Below are 21,680 nucleotides of genomic sequence, written 5' to 3'. Positions count from 1 at the left end.
ACGTGATCATTGATCCGTCAGGTCGGCCGTCTGCTTGACCACTGCACCGGTTCGCAAGGCGTGCAGGCGCAGTGCTGTGTGCATGTCCAGCTGTCGCGGTGACCGCCGCCAGTCGGGCCCCAGCATGCGATCGATCCTGCCGATGCGTTGCGACACCGTGTTGGCATGGATGTCGAGCCGGGACGCGGTGGCCGACGGACTCAGTGACGACTCCAGGTACGCGGTTGCTGTCGCAGCGAGGTTCGCTCCGTGTCGCTCGTCGTACTCCAGCAACGCTCCGATGTGGGAGTCGATGAAATGGCCCAGGCCGACGACGGCGCCTTCGGTGAACAGCATCGAGTAGATCCCGAACTCCGCTGTCGAACCCCATGTCGAGGCTCGTCCGAGCTGGTGCATCAGCTTGAGACACTGCACGGCCTGGCGGTACAGGTGCCGCAGGTCCAGCGGCGAATCCACCGGACCCGCCGCGGAGACTGTGGGCGCAGAGCCGGACGCCCGCCGCAGCCTCTCCCACAGGGCCTCGGCGACGGCGGCCGGGGTGCCTGGCTGGATCGTGACCAGCCGGTCCTCGTACAGCGCAGCCAGTCCTCCGGACGAGGTGCACAGCGAGACCGCCGCCGCGAGCTGCACGGCGGCACGGCCAGGCGTGACCTCCGACACCGTCAGCGTCAGCGGACCGGTCGACAACTGGTGACGCTGCGCGACCCGGTTCAGCTCTTCTGGACTGGATCGGCTGGGGTCGATGATCCGGCGGATGACCTCGCTCGACGCACGTGTCTCGGCCTCTGCCATGGCGGCGTCCGCGAGGCGCGAGACCGAGATGGTCTGGGTCGCGCGCTCGAAGGTCCGGACCTCGATCGCGGTCAGCTCGCGTGTGGTGGCGAGAAGCACCGATCCCAGGAACGTCGCGCCGGCGGCAGCGGTGTCGACGTACCAGCGTCGACCGTCCGGACCCGGCGCGCTGACCGATCGTCCGGTTCTGCGGCTCTCCTCCAGGGCCTTGCGGACGGCTTGGGTGAACGGAGGCTCGGGGGCCTGCTGACCGTGAGAGGTGATGATGATGCCGGCCTCATCGATCATCGTCATCTCGACCTTGAGGGCCTCGGCGACGATGCCGACGATCGGGCCGACCCCCTCGCCCCGCAGCAGCACCTGTGTCAGGCGCTCGTGCACCGCGGTCGAGGTTTCCACGGCCTCGTGCTGGGCCCGCAACAGCGATGTCGACCGTTGCAGCTCGCGCATCGTGCTGGCCTGGGACTCGAACAGCTGAGCGTTGTCCAACGCGACGGCGGCGTGGGCGGCCAGCGACGAGACCAGCACGATCTCCGACTCATCGAAGAGCTGGGCTTTGCGGCGCCCGGCGAACAGGACGCCCAGCAGCCGTCCGTCGATCTCCATCGGAACACCAAGAAGCGTTCGGATGCCTTCGCCGCCGACGTGGTCGTCGAGGTAATCGTTGTGCTCGATCTCGGGGGCCTTCGCGTAGTCCTCGACCTGTACGGGCTGACGGGTGGCCGCGACCGCACCGCCGACGCCACTGCCGACGCTCACCCGTGTGCCAAGAAATGCCGGCGAGAGCTGGCCAGACCAGGCACGAACCGCGTAGTACTCCTCGCCCTCGACGCCCGCCGACAGGTAGGCGACGTCGCAGTCCAGCAGACGTTTTGTGCGTTCGGTGACGGTGCGGAGTGCGTGCTCGACATCGCGGATGCGGGTCAGGTCCTGTGCTGCCTGGTTGAGCTCTTCGAGCTCAGCCTCGCGGCGAGCGTGACGGGACAGCAGTTCCTGGATGTCTTCGCCGGATTCGCCTGGCGCGATGCTCATGATGGTGCCCCTTGCCTGGACGCGATCGGGTGGCCGTGACCTGTTATCCACATTATGTGGGAGGGGCACAATCATCAGTCAATCAGAGTGGTCGCGCCACATAGCCTCAGTCACAGTGCCTGCGTAATCTCGCTCAGAGTCGCCCTCTGTCGATCAGACACCCGCGACAGCACAGCACAATCTTCATGACCCAAGGAGAACACCATGACCCTTCACGTCGGTATCGACGTCGGCGGCACCTTCACAGATGCCGTGGCGCTCCAGGACGGAGTCGCCTTCCGGGCGAAGGCCTTCTCCACGAAAGACGTGACAACAGGAATCCTCGGTGCGATCGAGGTGCTGCGGGACCGGTTGAACCTCGGCGAGGACGACTTCTTCGCCTCGGTCGACAGGTTCGTCCTGGGCAACACGATCGTCACGAACGCCGTCGACGAGCAGAAGTACGCACCTGTGGCGCTGTTCACCACCGCGGGATTCCGCGACACGCTGCGGATCGCGCGGTCCGCGCGAACCGAAGAACGTGACCCCCACGAGATGCTCATGCCTCCGGAGGTCGTCGATCGGCGCCGCATTTTCGAGGTCGCGGAACGTATCGACGCCCACGGCGCGGTCCTCCTGGAGCTGGAAGAGTCCGAGATCAAGACCGTTGTGGATGCAGCACTCGCCTCCGGTGCCGAAGCCATCGCGGTCTGCCTCCTGTGGTCATTCCGGAACGCAGCCCATGAGCAGGCCATCGGGGAGTACCTGAAGGCCAATCACCCCGACCTGCCGTTCACCCTTTCCAGCAGTCTGACGCCGGTGTACCGCGAGTACGAACGCATGGTGACCACAGCGCTGGACGCCGCGGTCAAGCCACTGGTCGCGACCCACTTCCAGCAACTCGCTGACCAGCTCCGCGACAAGGGCCTGCGCGCACCGGTCCAGATCATGCAGGTCCACGGCGGATTCCTCTCGGTTGACGAGACGCAGAAGGCACCCATCTCGATGTTCAACTCCGGCCCTGTCGGCGGCGTCACCGGCGCCCGCCTGCTCGGACAGCAACTGGGACGCAGCAAGGTCCTCACCGCCGATATGGGCGGCACCAGCCTGGATGCTGCCGCGATCATGGACGACGAGCTGCGCCTGCTGGCCCGCGCCGAGATCGGCGGACTGCCGACCAGCCTGACAGCGGTCGACATCGAGACGATCGGTGCCGGCGGTGGAAGCCTGGCCTGGATCGACGGTCGAGGACTGTTGCGGGTGGGACCTCACAGCGCCGGGTCGACACCCGGCCCGGCCTGTTACGGCGCAGGTGGCACCCGCCCCGCAGTCACCGACGCGGCCCTGGTGCTCGGCCTGATCAATGCCGACTACTACCTCGGCGGCACGGTCCAGCTCCACGTCGAGCTCGCGCGTCAAGCCATCGAGGAGCACGTCGCGCAGCCGCTCGGCATCAGCGTCGACGAGGCGGCACAGGGCATCTACCAGCTCGCCAGCTCCCAGATGTCGAACGCCCTTCGCAAGATCACGGTCAACCGCGGTCACGACCCACGGGAGTTCACCCTCGTGGGCTTCGGCGGTGCGTGTGGTCTGTTCGCCGCGAGCCTGGCGCACGATATCGGCGTCACCGAAGTTGTCATCCCACGCAATGCGGCGGTCTTCTCGGCCTACGGGCTCATGCACGCCGACTCGGTCTTCTCGGCGGTGCGCACCAGTCCGTGGACCGCGCACCAGCCGGCCGAAGAGCTGGAGAAGGAATTCGCCGGACTGGAACAGCGCGCACAGGCGTGGTTCGAGTCCGAGGGCATCCCCGAGGACCACCGCGAGCTGTACCGCGAGGCGGACATGAAGTTCGTCGGACAGATCTTCGAGGTGACCACGAAACTCAAGTCCGGCACCTTCACCGAGGACGACAAGGACGATTTACGCGAGCGTTTCATCGCCGACTACGAGGTGGAGTTCGGGGCCGGCACGGCCTGGACGGAGACCGACATCCTCTTGGTCAACTCCCGCGTCCGCGCGGTCGGACGCAGCGACGTGCAGAGGACGACGTCCGTGGCCGGCGAGTCCGACGAACAGCACTCCCGGACTCGGCGCTCGGTGCTGGAACCTGCAGTCGACGGTCGAGCCGAGATCGACATCCACCGTGGCTTCGCGGCCCTCGGACGCGCCGACGGTCCCTGCCTCCTGGAGGAGTCGGACACCACGATCTTCGTTCCGACCGGCGGCTCGGTGGAGCTGACCGACGAAGGTCACTTCCTGCTTCGCCTGCCCGAGAACGCCTGAATCCATACCTGCTGAGGAGAACTATGAACACCAAGCACCAGCTGCCCGCCGGTATCGATCCGGTCAAGCTCGAAGTCATCCGTATGCGCCTCGACTCGATCGTCGAGGAGATGGGCATCGCGATGATCCGCTCCTCCGGGTCCCCGGTCATCACCGAGGCCGGCGACTTCAACACCGCATTGTTCGACCCGAGCGGACGTATCTACGCCTACTCGGACTACGTCCAGTTCCACATCGGATCCGGCAGCGTCGCGGTGGACGCTCTCGTCAAGACCATCGGTGACGAGCCGATCGCCCCGGGTGACGCCTTCATCAGCAACGACCCACACACGTCCGGTGCGAGCCACCCGCCGGACACCAACATCATCTCGCCGATCTTCCACGACGGCGAGCTGATCGCCTGGGCCCAGTCGCAGGCGCACCTGGTCGACGTCGGCGGCATGACACCCGGCGGCTTCGCCCCCGGCGCCTACGACTGCTACAGCGAAGCGCTGCGACTGCCGCCTGGCGTCAAGATCTTCGAAAAGGGCGAGCCCGTTGAGTGGGTCAAACGACTGGTTCTGAACAACGTGCGTGTTCCGGCGTTGTTCTGGAACGACGTCCGATCCCTCATCGCGAGCAACAACACCGGTACCCGGCGGCTTCTGGAAACCCTCGAAGAGTTCGGCGAGGACGAGTTCCAGAAGTACACCAAGCTCAGCTTCGAACTGGCCGAGCAGGTCGTCCGTGACCGCATCGAGGCGATTCCCGACGGCACCTACGTTGCGGAGGAGTGGACCGAACACAACGGACACGTCGACGAGCTCTACAAGGTCGCCTGCAAGATGGTGAAGTCGGCCGGGCAGATCACCTTCGACTTCACCGGGTCCAGTGAGCAGACCGACGGCTTCGTCAACTGCAGCTACGGCGCACTCGTCGGCAGCGTCGCATCGGCCGTCGTGCCGATACTCGCCTGGGACGTTCCGTTCAACGAAGGCGTCATGACGGCGTTCAACGTCATCGCCGAGTCCGGCTCCATCGTGAACCCGGTGCCACCGGCACCGATCAGCAATGGCCACCTGACGACCGGTGCCAGGGTCAGCCGCATCATCACCAAGCTGCTCAACGAGGCGTGCGGCAAGAGCCATGACGAGATCATCCGTGAGCGCACTCAAGGAGTCTGGGCGGACTCCTGGACCGGTGGCATCTCGGCGGGCAACAACGACGCCGGCGAATACTTCGTGTTGTTCAACATGGACGGCGGAGGCATGGGCGCCGGCGCCCAGCCGCACAACGACGGGCTGGATTGCGCGGGCATGATGACCCAGGTCAACAACATGCTCCCGGACGTCGAGATGAACGAGATGCTCTATCCGGTTCTGTACCTGTGGAAGAACCTCAACACGCAGAGTGCGGGTCACGGCACGTACCGCGGCGGCCTGGGACTCGAGTTCGCCTGGACCCTGCACGGAGCGTCCGAGGTCGTCCAAACCGTCTTCTCGCCGAGCTCGCAGATCCCGGCCGACGGCTACGGCGGAGGTCTTCCGGGCGGCGGCAGCGGCCACCGGATCCTTCGTGGCGCGAATGTGGCCGCTCTGCTCAACCAGGGTCAGGTCCCCGCGGCCGCGGCCCTCACCTCGACGACGGAAGAGCTGCTGGACATCAACCAGCAGTCGATCTCCATCAAGACCGGCGATGTCTTCGTTCAGTGGATCGCCGGAGGCGGTGGTTACGGAGATCCTCTGCTGCGTGAATCGAGCGCCGTCCTCAAAGACGTCTCGGACGGCTATGTCTCCACAGCGACCGCCAGCGACGTCTACGGAGTGGTGGTCGTCGACGGCGATGTCGACTCCGCAGCCACAAAGGACAAGAAGGCCGCCATCCGCGCCCAGCGGGTCGGCCCCGACCACACGATCCAGGTCGCCGATGCGGGTGAAGGACTCTCCGTGCCGCAGCACGACGGCGACGGCTGGTTCGTCCCGTCCAGCGGAGCGCGTCTCGGCAATTCAGACGACTGGCGCGATGACGCCATCGTTCGCACGTCGCCGGCCTCGGAGCGTCTGGCAGAGTTCGGTGTCTGGTCGCGTGCCCGCGAAGGTGGTGCCGAAGTTGTGCTCGAAGAGTTCTACAGCCCCTCCTGCGGCACCTTGCTGGACGCCCGAATCCGCATCCGCGAAGCCGCGCACGCAGCGTGATCGACGACAAGTTGGAGGGCAAGCATGACTGAGTACACCGACCTGGACGGTCTTGGGCCGTTCCTGCCGCCGTCCGCATTGCAAGGATCGCTGCGTGGAGTGGTGGTGCTCGACATCACCCGAGTCGTGGCCGGGCCTTTCTGCTCGATGATCTTGGCCGATCTCGGCGCGACCGTCATCAAGGTGGAGCACCCGGACGAGCCGGACTACGCCCGGGACTTCCCCCCGCTGCTGACCGACTCCGACGGGGGCACCTTCAGCGCCTTCTTCGCCCAGTACAACCGCAACAAGATGGCGATCACGCTGAACATGGGCACACCGGAGGGCAAGGACGTCCTGCGCTCCCTGGTGGCCAAGGCCGATGTGCTGGTCGAGAACTTCCGGGCGGGCACGATGGACAAGCTCGGTCTCGGCTTCGACGAGCTCCGCAAGGTCAACCCCGCCCTGGTCTACACAGCGCTGTCCGGGTACGGCCAGACCGGTCCGTATCGCCGCCGGCCGGCCTATGACAACAGTGCACAGGCCACGGGAGGTCTCTGGTCGATGAACGGTGAGCCCAACCAGCCGCCCTTGCGGATCGGCACCATCATCGGTGACCTCTCGGCGACGATGTACGGCGTCATCGGGACGCTGGCCGCCCTCCGTCATGCGGAGAAGACCGGTCAGGGTCAGCTCGTCGACATATCGCAGCAGGACTCCGTCCTGAGCCTGACGGAGAACGCCGTGGTGTCGTACACCGTCGATGGAACAGTCGCCGAACCACTGGGCAATCAGCATCCGTTCGTCCGCCCATATGAGCTCTACCCCTGCAAGGACGGGTTCGTGTTCTTCGGCGGCTACACCGACAAATTCTGGCGGCTCAGCTGCGAGCTTTTCGGCGAACCCGAGCTCGCGAACGATCCGCAGATCGACACGATGGCCAAGCGTTTCGACCAGGAGGTGTACGACACCAAGATCCGACCGATCCTGGCACGTTGGTTCGCGGACAGGACCAAAACAGAGCTGGAGTCGATTGCCGGCGACGCCGTGCCGCTCAGCGCGGTCAAGAACATCGCCGAGGTCGTCGATGACCCGCAGATCGCCGATCGCGACATGATCGTCGACGTCGACTACCCGGACTACGGACCCTTGCGCATGGTGGGATCGCCCATCAAACTCAGCGACACCCCGACACAGCCCCGAGGACTGGCCCCCGAGGTCGGGGCGCACACCACGACGGTTCTGCGGGCTCTGGCGGGGCTCAGCACCGACGAGATCGACGCACTGCGCCAGAACGGGACCATCGCGTGAGCGACATCGACTTCCGACGGGAGGGCAGCGTCGCGGTCATCACATTCGACCGGCCGGACAAGCTCAATTCGCTGACGCTGGCCATGTACGAGGATCTCTCCGCGGCCTTCGACCAGGTGCGAGACGACGACACGATCGGCGTGGCCGTCCTGACCGGCAACGGAGGTCGTGCCTTCTGCGTGGGTGCTGACCTCACCGAGTCGATCCCGGCACTGTCAGAGGGGCGCTTCGACATCTCGGAGTGGGATGGCGCCCACCAGAAGCACACCCGGCTCCACAAGCCGGTCATCGCCGCCGTCAACGGGCTATGTCTGGGCGGCGGGTTCGAGATCATGCTGTCCACCGACCTGCGGATCGCGGGGGAGTCGGCCAAGTTCGCGCTCCCCGAGAGCGGGGTCGGTGTGGTCCCCGCCGGCGGCACGCTCACACGTCTGACGCGGCAAATCCCTTATGCATGGGCGATGGAGCTCATGCTCTTGGGTGACACGATCGATGCCGCCACGGCGTTGCGTTACGGAGTGCTCAACCGGGTTGTCCCCGACGACCGGGTATTGCCTGCGGCCCTGGAGATCGCAGAGCGGCTGTTGTCGAGGAGCGGCACAGCTCTCGAGGTCATCAAGTCGTCCGTGCTCCAACTCGGCGATATGCCGCAGGAAGCGGCCTTCCACGCCGAGGCGCTATATGGGCAGAAGGCTTTTGCGAGCGACGACGCCCGGGAGGGTCTGGAGGCATTCGCGAGCAAGCGCGCGCCGCAGTTCCCGAGCCGGATCGCGATGACGCCGCCGACGCCTGAACAGCAGGCATGATCCGGATTCCCGAGTAACGCGTCAGGATGCGGCGAGATTGTCGCCGTCGTCGCCCAGCGGCAGTCCGAGCTCGGCCCTGATCTCGGCTGTGTGCTCACCGAGCAGCGGCGGTGGCAGACGAGGCTCCGAGGACTGGCCGTCGAACTTCCACGGACCGTTGGGGAGACTGACCTCGCCGTACTCTGGTCGGCTCACGGTCACGAGCATGTCGCGCTCCTTGACCTCGGGATCGTCGAAGACCTGGGCCATGGTGCGGACGGGGCCGACAGGAACTCCCACCGACTGCAGGCCGGTGATGACACTCTCGGTCGAGAGCTGCAACAGTCTGGCCTCGAGGTCCGCGAGCAAATCGTCGCGATTCTGCAGGCGCAGGGGGTTGGTCTTGTAGCGCTCCGTAGCCGCCAGATCGTCGAGCCCGAGCTCGGTGCAGAGCCGCAGGAACTGCGAGTCGTTGCCGACGCAGACGTTCACGAAACCATCGCTGGTCGCGAAGAGCCCGTACGGCACGATCGTCGAATGTCCGTTCACGTCGTTGGGCGGGAGTACTCCCGTTGCCAGGTACCTCGTCGCCTGATGGGTCAGCATCGCGATGAGGCAGTCCTGCATTGCGATGTCGATCGTGCGGCCCACGCCCGTCTGGTTGCGCTCGTGCAACGCCGCGACGATGGCCGTCGACGCGAACATGCCGGCGGCGATGTCCGCCACCGGGATGCCCCATTTGGTGGGCGAACCGGCCGGGCCGGTCAAGGACATCGCGCCCGAAGTTCCTTGCACGATCTGGTCGTAGCCGGACAGCGTCCCTTGGTCCTGACCGAAGCCGCTGATGGAGCAGAAGATCAGGCGGGGGTTGATCGTGCGCAGTTCGTCCGGTCCCAGTCCGAGCCTGGCCGCGGTGCCAGGACGCCAGTTCTCGACCACGACGTCCGCTGTCTTGACGAGCTCGCGGACGGCGGCCAGATGCTCGGGGTCCTTGAGGTCGAAGATCGTGCTCCGCTTGCTGCGGTTGACCGACATGAAGTAGGCGGCGTCCGCACCGATGAAGGGAGGACCCCAGTGCCGAGCGTCGTCGCCGACACCCGGGCGCTCGACCTTGATGACATCGGCACCGAGATCCGCGAGCATCAGGGTGCAGTAGGGGCCGGAGAGCGCTTGCGTGAAGTCGATGACCCGGACACCCTTCAGGGCGTTGTCAACGGGTCCGGGTTCAGAAGGCTGCGTCATCGGGGGACCTTGATGACGACGGCTTTGGTCTCGCAGAATGCTCGCAGGGCCTCAAATCCCTTCTCGCGTCCGAAGCCGGACTTCCGGAAGCCGCCGAACGGCAGCTCCACACCACCGCCGGCACCGTAGGTGTTGACGTAGACCTGGCCGGCCACGATGTCATCTGCGAGGCGGTGCGCGGTTGTCACATTCGACGTCCACACTGCGGCGATGAGCCCGTACTCGGTTCCGTTGGCGATGTCTGCGGCTTCGTCGATGTCGTCGAACGTCGAGACGGCGACGACAGGTCCGAACACTTCCTCCTGGGCGATCTGTGCCTTGGGGTCGACGCGGTCGAGCAACACAGGGGAGAAGAAGAAGCCGTCACGATCGAGCGGCTCTGCTGATCCGAGACGCAGGTCGCTGGTCTCCTGGGCAGCCCGAACCAGCGTGCTCACCCGGCCGCGCTGCTTCTCGGAGATGAGCGGACCGAGGTCGGGATCGGTTGGACCTGCACCGATCGTGAGTCCGCCGAGGATGGCCGTCAAGCGGTCGACGACCTCTTCGTGCACCGAGTTCTGGACGATGAGACGCGATCCGGCCGAACAGGTCTGACCGGCGTTCTGCACGATGGACTTCGCGATCACGGGCAAGGCAAGGTCGAGGTCTGCGTCGGCAGCGACGATGTTGGGGGACTTGCCTCCGAGTTCGAGGGCAACCGGGATGACGTTGGCCGCTGCGGCCTTCGCGATCGTCGCGCCGATGGGCACTGAACCGGTGAACGACAAGTGGTTGATGCCGGTGTGGGAGGAGAGCGCCGCGCCGGCTTCGAGACCAAGACCTGGCACGACGTTCAGGACACCGGCGGGCAAGCCTGCCTCGTGCGCGATCCGCGCAACGGCCAGGACCGACAGTGGCGCCTCCTCAGCCGGCTTGACGACAGCGCAGTTGCCTACTGCCAAAGAAGGCACGAAGGTCCGGCAGGCGATCTGGAGCGGATAGTTCCAGGGGATGATGTGCCCGGTCACGCCGAACGGGACCTGTCGGGTGTACGCGATGACGTCGGGCAGCGACGGGATCACGTCGCCGAAGAACTGCTCCACCCCATTGGCGTAGAACTCGAAGTACTGCACGGCGACCGCCGCATCGGCCCGTGCCTGGGTGAGCGGCTTTCCGGTGTCCTGACTCTCGAGGAGGGCCAGTTCCTCGGTGTGTGCCGAAAGCGCCACACCTACCGCGCGAAGATGCTGGGCCCGCTCGCGCGCACTGAGACGAGACCACGAGCGACTTGCCCGGTTCGCGGCATCGACGGCCTGGTCGATCTCCTCGGCGCCCCCACGGGAGACGGCGGCGATCACCTTCCCAGTGGACGGGTCGAGGACATCGAAGGTGCTCGGCGCTTTGACCACGCGGCCGTCGATGAAGCAGTCGGTGTCGATCACGATGCGTTCCTGTCTCTTATGAGGTCGAAGTGTTGTGAGGCCAGAAGGCGTGGTTCAGCGAGCCGGGGCCGATTGCCTGCCCGCGACGATCTTCTGGGCGAACAGGGCGCCGATGGCCGGTTCGCCCAATCCGAGATCGTCGTGAAGGAGCGTCTCGGTGTGTTCGCCCAACTGGGGTGCGCGTGCCACGCCGGAGCGCGCGCCACGGACGCCGAAGGTGATGGGGGAGCCGGGCGCGAGGTGTCGACCGACACCAGGTTGATCGATCTCGCCGATGATGGAGTTGTCGGCGAGATCGCCCTCCGCGCCCCCGACGACCTCGACGAACGTCCGGTACACCGACCAGAGGTAGGACCCTCCGTCGAGTTCCTGGGTCGCCTGGCCCAGGCTCCTGGAGGAGAACCAATGCTGGAGCAGGCCGGCCAGAGCTTCGCGGTATTCGAATCTGTCGCGCTCATTGCGGAAGTCGACGCCGAGAGAGTCTTCCAGAGCCGAAACCACGGGGCCCAGGCCCGTGGCGCCGAGAAGATCGGTCCAGTGCCGGCGGGTCAGGACGACGATCATGACTCGCCGGCCATCGTTCGTGGTGAAGTCACGCGCGAAGCCTCCGTAGAGGTAATTGCCGATGCGCTTGCGATCGACCTTGTTGATCTGTGCTTCGGCCAGGAAGCCGAGATTGCCTGCCATGGCGAGCGCGACGTCCTGAAGGGCGACACGCATCTGCGAGCCGTTTCCCGAAGTCCGGCGCTGTCGCTCCGCGGCGAGGATCGCGATCGAGGAGTACAGGCCACATGCGATATCCCACGCCGGCAGAACGTGGTTGACCGGGTCGGCGAGACCCTCCGGCCCGGTCACGAGCGGGAAGCCGACGGCGGCGTTGACCGTGTAGTCCACGGCGGGAGAGCCATCGTGCTTGCCCTCGATCTGAAGGTGGATCAGATCGGGCCGGATCGGCAGCAAAGAGTCATATGAGAGCCAATCGCGGCCGACCGCATTGGTCAGCAGGATGCCGCCGGAATCGCCGCCGTCGACGATGAGGGAACGGACGAGCTCACGCCCCTCCTCGGAGCGGAAATCCACTTCGAAGGAACGCTTTCCCTTGTTCAGCCCGGCCCAGTAAAGGCTCGCGGCGTTGACCGTCAGAGGCCACCGCGACGTGTCCGGGGCGCCGCCGAGAGGGTCGACACGTACGACGTCGGCACCGAGCTGAGCAAGGGTCATGCCCCCGAGCGGAGCCGCGACGAAGCTCGATACCTCGATGACGCGGAGTCCCTCGAGGGGGCGATGAGCAAGACTGCTTTGAGCGCTGAACACTACAACCTCCAACTTTGTACGGCCATACTGGTTGAGGTGTCTTACGTTGTCAATCCTTCAATCTGGGATACCTATGTGAGGAATGTTGACTCGGGTAGAGATTAATGGTTACTTTGGCCGCACATTTGCCTGCAATTTGAGTCCTACGTGGTGAGGATCACAATCCGTGTCAAAAACCAATATTCGACCCGCCCCTCGATCAGCTTTGTGCGTGCCTGGGGACCAGCCCGGCAAGCTCGAGAAGGCATTCGCCACGGACGCCGACCAGATCGTCGTCGATCTCGAGGACGCGGTGGCACCCCATCGCAAGGCAATCGCCCGTGAGACGGTCGCCGCCTTTCTCGCCGGTGCAGACCTCAGGCGGACAACGGTTCGGATCAACGCCGTCGATACGCCGTGGTGGCACGACGATCTCGCGGCGATCGCCGAGGCAGCACCTCAGCTGGAGAGCATCGTTCTTCCCAAAGCGGAGCGGCTGTCGGATGCGCTCGAGCTGGAGGAAGCGGCGTCTCGGCTGGCGTTCGACAACCCGAGTGGCTCGACGCTGCGGATCCAGGCTTTGATCGAAACTGCTGTGGGAGTGCGTGACCTCTCGGGACTCTTGGCAGGATGCGGATCGATCGACTCGGTGATCATCGGCTATGCCGACCTGGCCGTTGACCTGAGGCGCCCCGTCGGCTTGCCGGGGGGCAGGGCCTGGCTTGCCCTGCAGGATCGAGTTGTCGTGATCGCCCGCGCTGCCGGCGTCGCCGCGATCGACGGGCCGTGGTTCGACTTCCGCGACCGGGACAGCTGTGTTGCAGCCAATGAGCATGCTGCCGCGATGGGATTCGACGGCAAGTGGGTCATCCACCCGGCGCAGGTGGATGACGTCAACGAATCGTTCACTCCCTCTCAAGCCGCGGTCGAGCATGCCAAGAGAGTCATCGAAGCCTTCGACGACGCCGTGTCGTCGGGCACGGGTGCCGTCGGACTGGAGGGAGCCATGATCGACCTTCCGGTGGTGGAGGCGGCCCGGCAGGTCGTGAAGCGTGCGGAAGCGAGCAGACGATGACGACGTGGGTCGTGGATGGGCCGTACTTCGAGGATCTGCAGGTCGGACAGGTATTCGATGATTCGCCGGCCGTGACGCTCACCTCAGGGCTCACATCCGCGCATCAGGCGATCGTCGGCAACCGTCTTCAGGTCACCCTCGACGAAGGGTTGAGTCGTCACGTGGCCGGTGACGGTCGGATGCTCGTGTCACCTGCGGTCGTGTGGGATGTGTCGATCGGACAGTCCACGCCGGCGACGCACACGGTCATCGCGAATCTCTACTACCGAAATCTCGTGCTCCTTCAGATGCCCCGCATCGGCGACACGCTGACAACCGTTACGACGGTGGAAGGGTTGCGTGGCAACCGCTCCAAGCCCGGCCGAGAGCCCTCCGGACTCGCTCTGCTGCACATCGTGACCACGAACCAACGTGGCGACGTGGTCCTCGACTTCTACCGGTGCGCGATGATCGCGGCGCGGACCGTCGCTCCAGATGTCGCCGTTCGCGGGACATGGGATCTGCAGGCGGCCGGATCCGACGCCGTGACGGCACCGAGCTGGGACCTGTCGCCGGTGCGCGAGCGCCACGGTCGTGTCAATCTCGTCGTCGGCGACGAGTACGACGTGGCAGGCGGGGATGTTGTGTCGTCAGCCGCAGAACTTGCCCGACTGACCCAGAACATCGCCAAAGTGCACCACGACGAGCGTTACCGCGGTGAACGGCTGGTCTACGGCGGTCATTCCATCGGGTTGGCTCTGCATCAGGTCGTCAGGGCCCTGCCGTCATTGGTGACGGTGATCGGGTGGAAGTCCTGCGACCACACCGGACCCGTCCGTGAGGGTGACACGCTTCGGACCCGGGTAGTCGTCGAGGGTGTGGGTGAGAGCGATGAGCATGTGATCGCGGGCCTTCGTGCGCTGGTCGTGGCGTCCAGCGACGCCAGAGCGGATACGGACGTTCTCGACTGGCGCTTCGATGCGCTGTTCGCCTGACCGTCTCCTGCCTGACCCTCATGGGGATCAGGCAGGACGGTCGACGTCAGGCGTTGATCTTCGACGCAGCCGCGACGACTTCCTTCAGGAACGCGCCCATACGATCGATGGCCGCCACGGCCTCGGGAGTTGTACCCGCCAGCGCCGGGTAGGAGTGGATCGCGCCCGGCTCGGACTCGAAGCGAACATCGTTTCCGGCCTGGCGGAGGAGCTCGACGACTCTGACCGAGTCGCTGTAAAGGACGTCTCGCTCGCCGGCTTCGATGTGGAGTGGCGGTAAGCCGGCCAGGTCGGCATGGATGGCCGAAGCGAGCGGGTTGCGGGGCGACTGTCCGCCCAGGTAACGCTCGGCCATCGAGCGTGCGGAGTCCTCGGTCGTGAGGGGATCGCCGGTCTCCGGTGTCATGGTCTCGCCCAGAAGTTCGAGGTCGGTCCACGGGGACATCGGCGCGCCGCCGGCGGGCAGGGGCAGTCCGCGGTCGCGGAGCTCCATCAGCACCGAGAGGACCAGCGCACCGCCTGCGGAGTCGCCGACCAACACGACCTCCTCGGGGCGGCGGCCCGATGCGAGCAGCCACTGGTAGGCATCGACCGAGTCGTGGACCGCCGTCGGGAACGGGTGTTCAGGCGCGAGCCGGTAGTCGAATGCCAGGCCGCGGAAACCGGATGCGCGGGCGAGCCGCCCGTTGAACGACCGCCACATCCAGGGGCGCCCGGCGATGTATCCGCCGCCGTGGAAGTAGAAGAAGACCGGGGCGCCCTCGTCCCCGGATCCTTCGGCCCATACCCACTCTGAACCGTCCCCGCCGATGCCGCCCAAGTCAGCCGGCTCGGACCGGATGTCGTCGTCGACCGGCACCGCGCTCCAGACCTTCTCGTAGTGCGCGCGCTGGCCGGGGACGTCCAACGGGAAGTCGGTGATGCTGTCGATGACGTCCTGCATTTCTTGGCTGGCCATGAGCGTCCTTTCAGAAGGCCGAGACGCCGAATCGATCCGAAGGTGGCACCGAATGCATCTCGGAAGAGCATTGAGACGGCCAAATCTAGATCGCTGGTCCTGAGGCTGTCAATGGACCGCTTTTGGGCTGTGATCCCTCAGTTGCAGGTCGCGTGCGGGTGCCGGCGGATTTTTGGCTCGCGTCCGAGCCTCTAGCTGGGCAGAAGATTCGGTCTCTCAAAAAGAAATGGCCGTACGTTTGATGAAATGGCTTGCCAAACAACATGTCCATGTACTAGAACTGTCCCAACATGTGACCCCCGGCACACCAGGCACAGGGGCTCGGTCGCCCGATCTGCGACTGCCAATCGATGAGGAGTTCTGTTGATGAGTCTTGCGGCGAAGGAGGCAACGAGCGACGTGGCAGCCCACGACCAGGCACCGTCAGGAGAATCCCTTCAGAAGCGAGCGCCCAAGAAGGACAGCGCAGTGCGGCGACTCGTCTTCGGGGAGTTCTCCGGGATCTGGGTGGCCACGATCATCTTGTTCGCGGTCAGCCCCTTGCTGGCCAGCGGGACCCTGGGGTCCAGCGCGCTCTTGGGAATGCTGCCGTTCGCCTCGGTTCTGGCGATCGCGGCGATCGGGCAGACCTTCGTCGTCATGCAGGGCGGACTCGACCTCTCGGTCCCCGGCATGATCTCGGTCGGAGCGCTGGTGGCCAGCCGGTACGGCTCGGAGCACGGCTTGCTGGCCGCGCTTGTCGCCGTCCTCGTGGTCAGCGTCATCGTCGGCCTCATCAATGCTGCCGCGGTCACGCGCTTCTCGATCGCACCGTTCGTTGCGACATTGGCCACCAATGCGTTGTTGACGGGGTTCGTGCTGTCGTATTCGGGCGGGTCGCCGTCGACATCGCCCGACTCCCTGAACACCTTCGCGCTGGACAAGACCCTGGGCGTGCCCCATACCGCGATCATCGCGCTGCTCCTAGCAATCGCCGTGACGATCGTCCTGAAGAGGACCGTCCTCGGTCGGCGTTTCAAACTCGTGGGCTCCAATGAGCACGCGGCTCGGGTCGCGGGTATGCCCGTCAAGCGTTACCAGGCAGGCGCGTACGTCGCCTCCGCGACGTGTGCAGCCATCGCAGGAGTGCTGCTCGCCGGGTTCTTGAAAACCCCGAGCCTCCAGATCGGCGACGAATACCTGCTCGCGAGTATCGCGGCGGTCGTCCTGGGAGGCACCTCGCTCGCGGGTGGCCGCGGCAGCGCGGCAGCGACTGTCGTCGGCGCACTGTTCCTGAGCCAGCTCAACCAGATCACACAGGCCATGGGCGCCGCCAGCGCTACTCAGTTTCTCGTGCAGGGCTCGATCATCGGGATCGGCATGAGTCTTCGCAGCATCCCCTGGGCCAGGATGCGGCGTCACATTTCTCGGAAGCCCACCGCAGCACACGATCGCGACCGGTCCGCGGGCGCGACTCACCATGGAGGAATGTAATGCGAACGAATCGACCCCTGAGTCGTCGGAAGTCCAGCATCGCGGTCACCGCGGCTGCGACTCTCTCGATGCTCGTTCTCGCGGCCTGCGGATCAACGGGTGGCGGATCCGCCTCATCGGCCGACACACTCAAGGCTGTTGAGGCAGTGCCGGTCGGCAAGACCGGCACCGAGCAGCCCGACGGCGATCTGATGAAGAAGCTGTGCACCGGCGACAAGAAGATCAAGGTGGGCTTCACCTGGGGCTTCGAGGGCAATTCCTGGCGTAAGCAGGTCCTCGGAGAGCTCAAGGACGAGGCGTCCAAGTGCCCCAACATCACCAGCGTGACCTCGGCGGCCAGCAACTTCGACCTGCAGAAGTCGATCGCGGACATCAATGGAATGGTTGCGAAGGGCGTCGACGTCCTCATCGTCATGCCCGATGCCGGCCCCGGCCTCATCCCGGCGCTTCGCAAGGCGAGCAAGTCCGGCGTCTGGGTCGTGCCCTTCGCGACGGGGGAGTCGTTCCCCGGCAAGCCGGGCACGGACTACTACGACACCACGACAGAGATCCTCTCCACGTGGGGCGAGGCGTGGGGCGACTGGATGGCCAAGCAGCTCGACGGGAAGGGCAATATCGTGTTCCTCGGTGGGTCTGCGGGTAGCCCGACCTCCGACGGCGAACTGGTCGGCTTGAAGAAGTCGCTGAAGAAGAATCCCGGCATCAAGCTGCTCACCGGTTCCTACACGGTCACAGACTTCGATCCCGCCAAGGCTCAGCAGGCGATGGCCGGTCTGCTCACGAAGTACCCGGACATCGACGGCGTCGTCACCGACTACGGAACTCTCGCGGTTGCGGCGATCCGCGCCTACAAGGCGGCCAACCGGCCACTCGTCCCGATCGCCTCGCTGTCGGAGAACGACCTGGCCTGCGCCTACGAGGACAACAAGGCGTCGAACCCCAAGCTCGAACTGATGACCCTTTCCTCACGCCCCTGGCTGATTCGTTCCGCGCTGCGTCGGGGTACTGCGCTCGCGCTCGGCACAGAAAACGACGAGCCCTCGCGCATCGAGATGGAGATCATCGAGGACACGACCAACGACATGCCGCCGAAGTGCAACAAGGACCTGCCTGCGGATGCCGACCTCACGGGTCACTTGTCGGACGAGCAGCTCGTCGAGCTGTTCGGAAAGGGCTGATCTGCGATGGGAAGGTCTGAATTTACCCTCGAGATCCGGGACGTGACGAAGACCTTCCCAGGCGTCACCGCCCTGGCGGATGTCAGCCTCGAAGTTCTTCCCGGCGAAGTCCATGCGCTCGTCGGGGAGAACGGGGCGGGCAAGTCGACGCTCATGGCGATCGCGGCCGGCGCGCTCGAACCCAATGAAGGCACCGTGAAGGTCAACGGCGATCTGCTGGAAGGCGCCGACCCGACGCAGGCTCGCGATGCCGGCCTGGGCATCGTCTACCAACACCCGGCGCTCCTGCCGGATCTCACGGTCGCCGAGAACTTCCTGTTGGGAGTTCCGGAGGCGGTGCGCCCACGCGCCCGCGACGCGGTCGCTTGGACCGCCGCTCGCCTCGAGGAGAGCGGAGCGAAGGTAGATCCGCGGACCCGTGTCGTGGACCTCAGCAGTGCACAGCGTCAGCTCGTCGAAATTGCGCGAGCAGTCGCCGCGAATCCGTCGGTTCTGATCCTCGACGAACCGACCGAATCCCTGACCCGTGCCGACATCGACATCCTGTTCACGAACATCCGCCGTCTGTGCGAGACCGGCACCTCGGTCGTCTACATCTCGCACCGAATCCCGGATGTGAAGGCGATTGCCAACCGGCTGACCCTCCTGCGCGACGGCAGGACGAGGGGAACCTTCCAGGCCGATGAGGTCACCGAGGACGAGATCGTCCGACTCATCGTGGGCCGGTCCATCGACGCGGCGTTCCCGGACAAGGCCTCCAACGTCGGTGAACTGATCCTGGAGGCCCGAGGATTCTCCGGCGGTCGTTTCGACAACATCGACCTGGATGTCCGGGCCGGGGAGATCGTAGGTCTGGCCGGTATCGAGGGCAACGGGCAGACGGACTTCATCCGCGCCCTGGCCGGCTTGGAGAAGCCGTCATCGACCGAACTCAAGGTCAAGGGCAAAGCCGTCACGTTGCACAGCGTCGCCGCTGCGCAGGACGTGGGCATCGTCTACATGCCGGGCGACAAGCTGCGCGACGGTCTCTTCGTCGAGGAATCGGTGCGCGAGAACGCGTCCGTGCTGGCGCTGGGAACTCCGTCCCGGGGCGGGTTCATCTCGGGATCGAGTGAGAACGTGATGGTCAAGGAGCGGACGGCGGCTCTCGAAGTCAAGACACCCAGTCTGGACACGAAGATCGGCTCGCTGTCGGGTGGCAACCAGCAGAAGGTGGTCCTGGCCAGAGCGCTCATGGCCCAGCCGTCCCTGCTGCTGGCCGAGGAGCCAACGCAAGGTGTCGACGCCGGCGTCCGAGTGGAGATGTACCAGAATCTGCGTGACGTCGCGGCTGATGGCAATGGTGTGGTGGTGCTGTCCAGCGACGCGCTCGAGTTGGCAGGACTGTGTGACCGCGTCGTCATCTTCTCTCGCGGCACCATCGTCAAGGAGCTTGCCGGCGACCAGATCAGCGAGAGTGCCATCACGCAGAGTGCCCTCACGTCGACCGCGCTTCGCCGTGAAGACGTGTCCTCCCAGAAGAAGGGGGGCGGTCTCCGTCGATTCGTCGGCAGCGACATCGGTCCGGCCGCGATCATCTTGGCGGCGATCATCGTGCTGGCGATCTACACGTCATCGCGGAACTCGTTGTTCCTGGGCGAGGCCAACATCAGCTCGACGCTGTTCCTCGCCGCGACTTTGATCATCGTCGCGTATGGACAGCTGATCGTCTTGATGACTGCCGGGATCGATCTGTCAGTCGGACCGCTGATAGGCACCTGCACCGTCATCGCCTCCTTCTTACTCACCGAGACGACCGGCCCACTCGGCCTCGTCGTGGGAGTAGCCGTGCTCTTCGCGGCGGCCGCAGGCGTCGGGCTGGTCAACGCGGGACTGTTCCGCTGGGGCAAGCTCAACCCCATCGTTGCCACGCTGGTGACCTTCACGGTCCTGCAAGGGGCCGGCCTGCTGATGCGTCCCAGCCCGGACGGTCTGATCAACTCGGGTTTCACCGAGGCGCTGAACAGCACAGTCGCCGGAATCCCGGTGGTGTTCATCCTTGCGGTCGCGGCTGCCGTGGTCCTGGAGTGGGCACTGCGCCGCACGATGCTCGGCATTCGGCTCCGCGGCCTCGGATCCGACGAGGACATCTCGCGGAAGCTGGGCACGAACGTCAACGCCGTCACGTTCGGCGCCTACGTGCTGTGTTCGCTGTTCGCGGCGGTCGGTTCGCTGCTCGTCGCGGCGTCGATAGGTCTCGGCGATGCGAGTTCCGGCGCGTCCTACACGTTCGCGAGCATCACGGCCGTGATTCTGGCGGGGGCGGCCATCACCGGCGGTCGTGGTTCCTTCATCGCCGCACTGCTCGGAGCCGTCCTCATCCAGACCATCTTGTCGGCTACGACCTTCCTCGAACTCAGCGAGTCGTGGCGGTCGTGGTTGACCGGGGCGTTGATGTTGATCGCTGCTGCGTCCTACTCGGTGCTGCAGAAGAAGCGGTCGTAGTACTCGGCCCATGGGTGGGCGTCGAAGGACGCCCCCCATTTGGCCGTACAAAGATGCGGTACGCTGGCGTCCGCGCAGCAATAGTCCGTCTCACCCCACTTGAGGAGCCCCGCGATGGGTCGTCTTGTCAGCACTGAAGGTCTCACCGAGGAGCAGGTCGAGATCCTCAAGCTCGTTCGTCAGTTCGTGGAGAAGGAAATCATCCCTGTCGCGACCGATCTGGAGCACAAGGACGAGTACCCCACCGACATCGTCGAGGGTCTCAAGGAGCTCGGCATCTTCGGTCTGATGATCCCCGAGGAGTTCGGTGGTCTGGGCGAGTCGTTGTTGACGTACGCGCTGGTCGTCGAAGAGATCGCCCGCGGCTGGATGAGCGTCTCGGGCGTCATCAACACTCACTTCATTGTCGCGTACATGCTGATGCAGCACGGCACGGATGAGCAGAAGGCCAAGTATCTGCCCAAGATGGCGACCGGTGAGGTCCGTGGGGCGTTCTCGATGAGTGAGCCGTCGCTGGGTTCGGATGTCGCGGCGATCAGCACCAAGGCCACCAAGACAGATGATGGTGGTTATGAGATCACGGGTCAGAAGATGTGGCTGACCAATGGTGGCAGCTCGACGCTGGTCGCGGTGTTGGTCAAGACCGACGAGGGCGAAGACAGCGTCTACAAGAACATGACGACGTTCCTGGTCGAGAAGGAGCCTGGTTTCGGTGAGACGGCCCAGGGTGTCACGATCCCGGGCAAGATCGACAAAATGGGCTACAAGGGCATCGACACCACCGAGATGATCTTGGACAAGCACAAGATCTCGGCCGATCAGATTCTCGGGGGTGTGCCCGGCAAGGGTTTCTACCAGATGATGGACGGCGTCGAGGTCGGTCGTGTCAACGTCGGCGCGCGTGCCGTCGGTATCGCGAACCGGGCGTTCGAGCTCGGTGTGGCGTATGCGCAGCAGCGTGAGACGTTCGGTAAGCCGATCGCGCAGCATCAGGCGATCTTGTTCCGTATCGCTGAGATGGCGACCAAGGTCGAGACAGCACATGCGATGGTCGTCAAGGCCGCCCGGCTCAAGGATGCCGGTAAGCGCAATGATGTGGAGGCCGGTATGGCCAAGATGGTGGCAGCGGAGTACTGCAATGAGGTTGTGCAGGACTCGTTCCGTATCCATGGTGGTTACGGTTACTCCAAGGAGTACGAGATCGAGCGTCTCTACCGTGAGGCCGCGTTCATGCTGATCGGTGA

Annotated in this window: 15 protein-coding genes; 10 read left to right on the top strand and 5 right to left on the bottom strand. The window is 65.0% G+C overall.

Annotated elements, in window-relative coordinates; translation table 11 throughout:
• Window positions 1-6 precede the first annotated feature (6 nt).
• Window positions 7-1,824 (bottom strand): helix-turn-helix domain-containing protein, encoded by a 1,818-nt coding sequence (locus ACXJKC_RS07970; RefSeq protein WP_456696166.1) that lies wholly within the window; start codon window positions 1,822-1,824, stop codon window positions 7-9.
• A 204-nt stretch (window positions 1,825-2,028) separates the two neighbouring features.
• Between ACXJKC_RS07970 and ACXJKC_RS07965 the strand changes: the two genes are divergently transcribed.
• The 4 genes from ACXJKC_RS07965 to ACXJKC_RS07950 are packed head-to-tail and all read left to right on the top strand — an operon-like array spanning window position 2,029 to window position 8,359.
• Complete coding sequence (locus tag ACXJKC_RS07965) at window positions 2,029-4,089, top strand: hydantoinase/oxoprolinase family protein (RefSeq protein ID WP_456696165.1); 2,061 nt, start codon at window positions 2,029-2,031, stop codon at window positions 4,087-4,089.
• A gap of 23 nt (window positions 4,090-4,112) precedes the next feature.
• Window positions 4,113-6,263, top strand: coding sequence for a hydantoinase B/oxoprolinase family protein (locus ACXJKC_RS07960; protein ID WP_456696164.1), 2,151 nt, complete (start codon window positions 4,113-4,115; stop codon window positions 6,261-6,263).
• Between the two features lie 24 nt (window positions 6,264-6,287).
• Window positions 6,288-7,553 (top strand): CaiB/BaiF CoA transferase family protein, encoded by a 1,266-nt coding sequence (locus tag ACXJKC_RS07955; protein WP_456696163.1) that lies wholly within the window; start codon window positions 6,288-6,290, stop codon window positions 7,551-7,553.
• The gene (locus ACXJKC_RS07950) at window positions 7,550-8,359 is read left to right on the top strand and encodes an enoyl-CoA hydratase/isomerase family protein (RefSeq protein ID WP_456696162.1); all 810 of its coding nucleotides are present in this window, start codon (window positions 7,550-7,552) and stop codon (window positions 8,357-8,359) included. The genes ACXJKC_RS07955 and ACXJKC_RS07950 overlap by 4 nt, the downstream gene beginning before the upstream one ends.
• A 21-nt stretch (window positions 8,360-8,380) precedes the next feature.
• On the opposite strand, the gene ACXJKC_RS07945 is transcribed toward ACXJKC_RS07950, so the two are convergent.
• From ACXJKC_RS07945 to ACXJKC_RS07935, 3 genes are read right to left on the bottom strand one after another with little or no spacing between them, the layout of a single operon-like run.
• Window positions 8,381-9,580 carry a CaiB/BaiF CoA transferase family protein gene (locus ACXJKC_RS07945; RefSeq protein ID WP_456696161.1) on the bottom strand — a complete coding sequence of 400 codons (1,200 nt, stop codon included), beginning with the start codon at window positions 9,578-9,580 and terminating at the stop codon, window positions 8,381-8,383.
• On the bottom strand, window positions 9,577-11,001 hold the full coding sequence (locus tag ACXJKC_RS07940; protein WP_456696160.1) for an aldehyde dehydrogenase family protein: 1,425 nt from the start codon (window positions 10,999-11,001) through the stop codon (window positions 9,577-9,579). Before ACXJKC_RS07940 ends, ACXJKC_RS07945 begins: the two co-directional genes overlap by 4 nt.
• A gap of 54 nt (window positions 11,002-11,055) precedes the next feature.
• The gene (locus ACXJKC_RS07935) at window positions 11,056-12,315 is read right to left on the bottom strand and encodes a CoA transferase (protein WP_456696159.1); all 1,260 of its coding nucleotides are present in this window, start codon (window positions 12,313-12,315) and stop codon (window positions 11,056-11,058) included.
• 166 nt (window positions 12,316-12,481) lie between these two features.
• Here ACXJKC_RS07935 and ACXJKC_RS07930 point away from each other — a divergent pair, with 166 nt between their 5' ends.
• Complete coding sequence (locus tag ACXJKC_RS07930) at window positions 12,482-13,369, top strand: HpcH/HpaI aldolase/citrate lyase family protein (protein ID WP_456696158.1); 888 nt, start codon at window positions 12,482-12,484, stop codon at window positions 13,367-13,369.
• Window positions 13,366-14,343: a MaoC family dehydratase gene (locus ACXJKC_RS07925; RefSeq protein WP_456696157.1), complete on the top strand. Its 978-nt coding sequence runs from the start codon at window positions 13,366-13,368 to the stop codon at window positions 14,341-14,343. The genes ACXJKC_RS07930 and ACXJKC_RS07925 overlap by 4 nt, the downstream gene beginning before the upstream one ends.
• Before the next feature lie 46 nt (window positions 14,344-14,389).
• Here the strand turns inward: ACXJKC_RS07925 and ACXJKC_RS07920 are convergent, their stop codons facing one another.
• Complete coding sequence (locus tag ACXJKC_RS07920) at window positions 14,390-15,301, bottom strand: alpha/beta hydrolase (RefSeq protein WP_456696156.1); 912 nt, start codon at window positions 15,299-15,301, stop codon at window positions 14,390-14,392.
• Between the two features lie 366 nt (window positions 15,302-15,667).
• Here ACXJKC_RS07920 and ACXJKC_RS07915 point away from each other — a divergent pair, with 366 nt between their 5' ends.
• From ACXJKC_RS07915 to ACXJKC_RS07900, 4 genes are all read left to right on the top strand, one after another.
• Window positions 15,668-16,774, top strand: coding sequence for an ABC transporter permease (locus ACXJKC_RS07915; RefSeq protein WP_456696155.1), 1,107 nt, complete (start codon window positions 15,668-15,670; stop codon window positions 16,772-16,774).
• Window positions 16,774-17,952: a substrate-binding domain-containing protein gene (locus ACXJKC_RS07910; protein ID WP_456696154.1), complete on the top strand. Its 1,179-nt coding sequence runs from the start codon at window positions 16,774-16,776 to the stop codon at window positions 17,950-17,952. The genes ACXJKC_RS07915 and ACXJKC_RS07910 overlap by 1 nt, the downstream gene beginning before the upstream one ends.
• Before the next feature lie 42 nt (window positions 17,953-17,994).
• Window positions 17,995-20,436 carry an ATP-binding cassette domain-containing protein gene (locus ACXJKC_RS07905; RefSeq protein WP_456696153.1) on the top strand — a complete coding sequence of 814 codons (2,442 nt, stop codon included), beginning with the start codon at window positions 17,995-17,997 and terminating at the stop codon, window positions 20,434-20,436.
• A gap of 114 nt (window positions 20,437-20,550) precedes the next feature.
• Window positions 20,551-21,680: acyl-CoA dehydrogenase family protein (locus ACXJKC_RS07900; protein WP_456696152.1), on the top strand; the 1,130-nt coding region annotated here is incomplete at its 3' end.

The sequence above is a fragment of the Aeromicrobium sp. P5_D10 genome, from assembly GCF_054049535.1.
The sequence above is the reverse complement of the archived record's forward strand: the minus strand, read 5'-3'. Positions and strand labels throughout refer to the sequence as shown.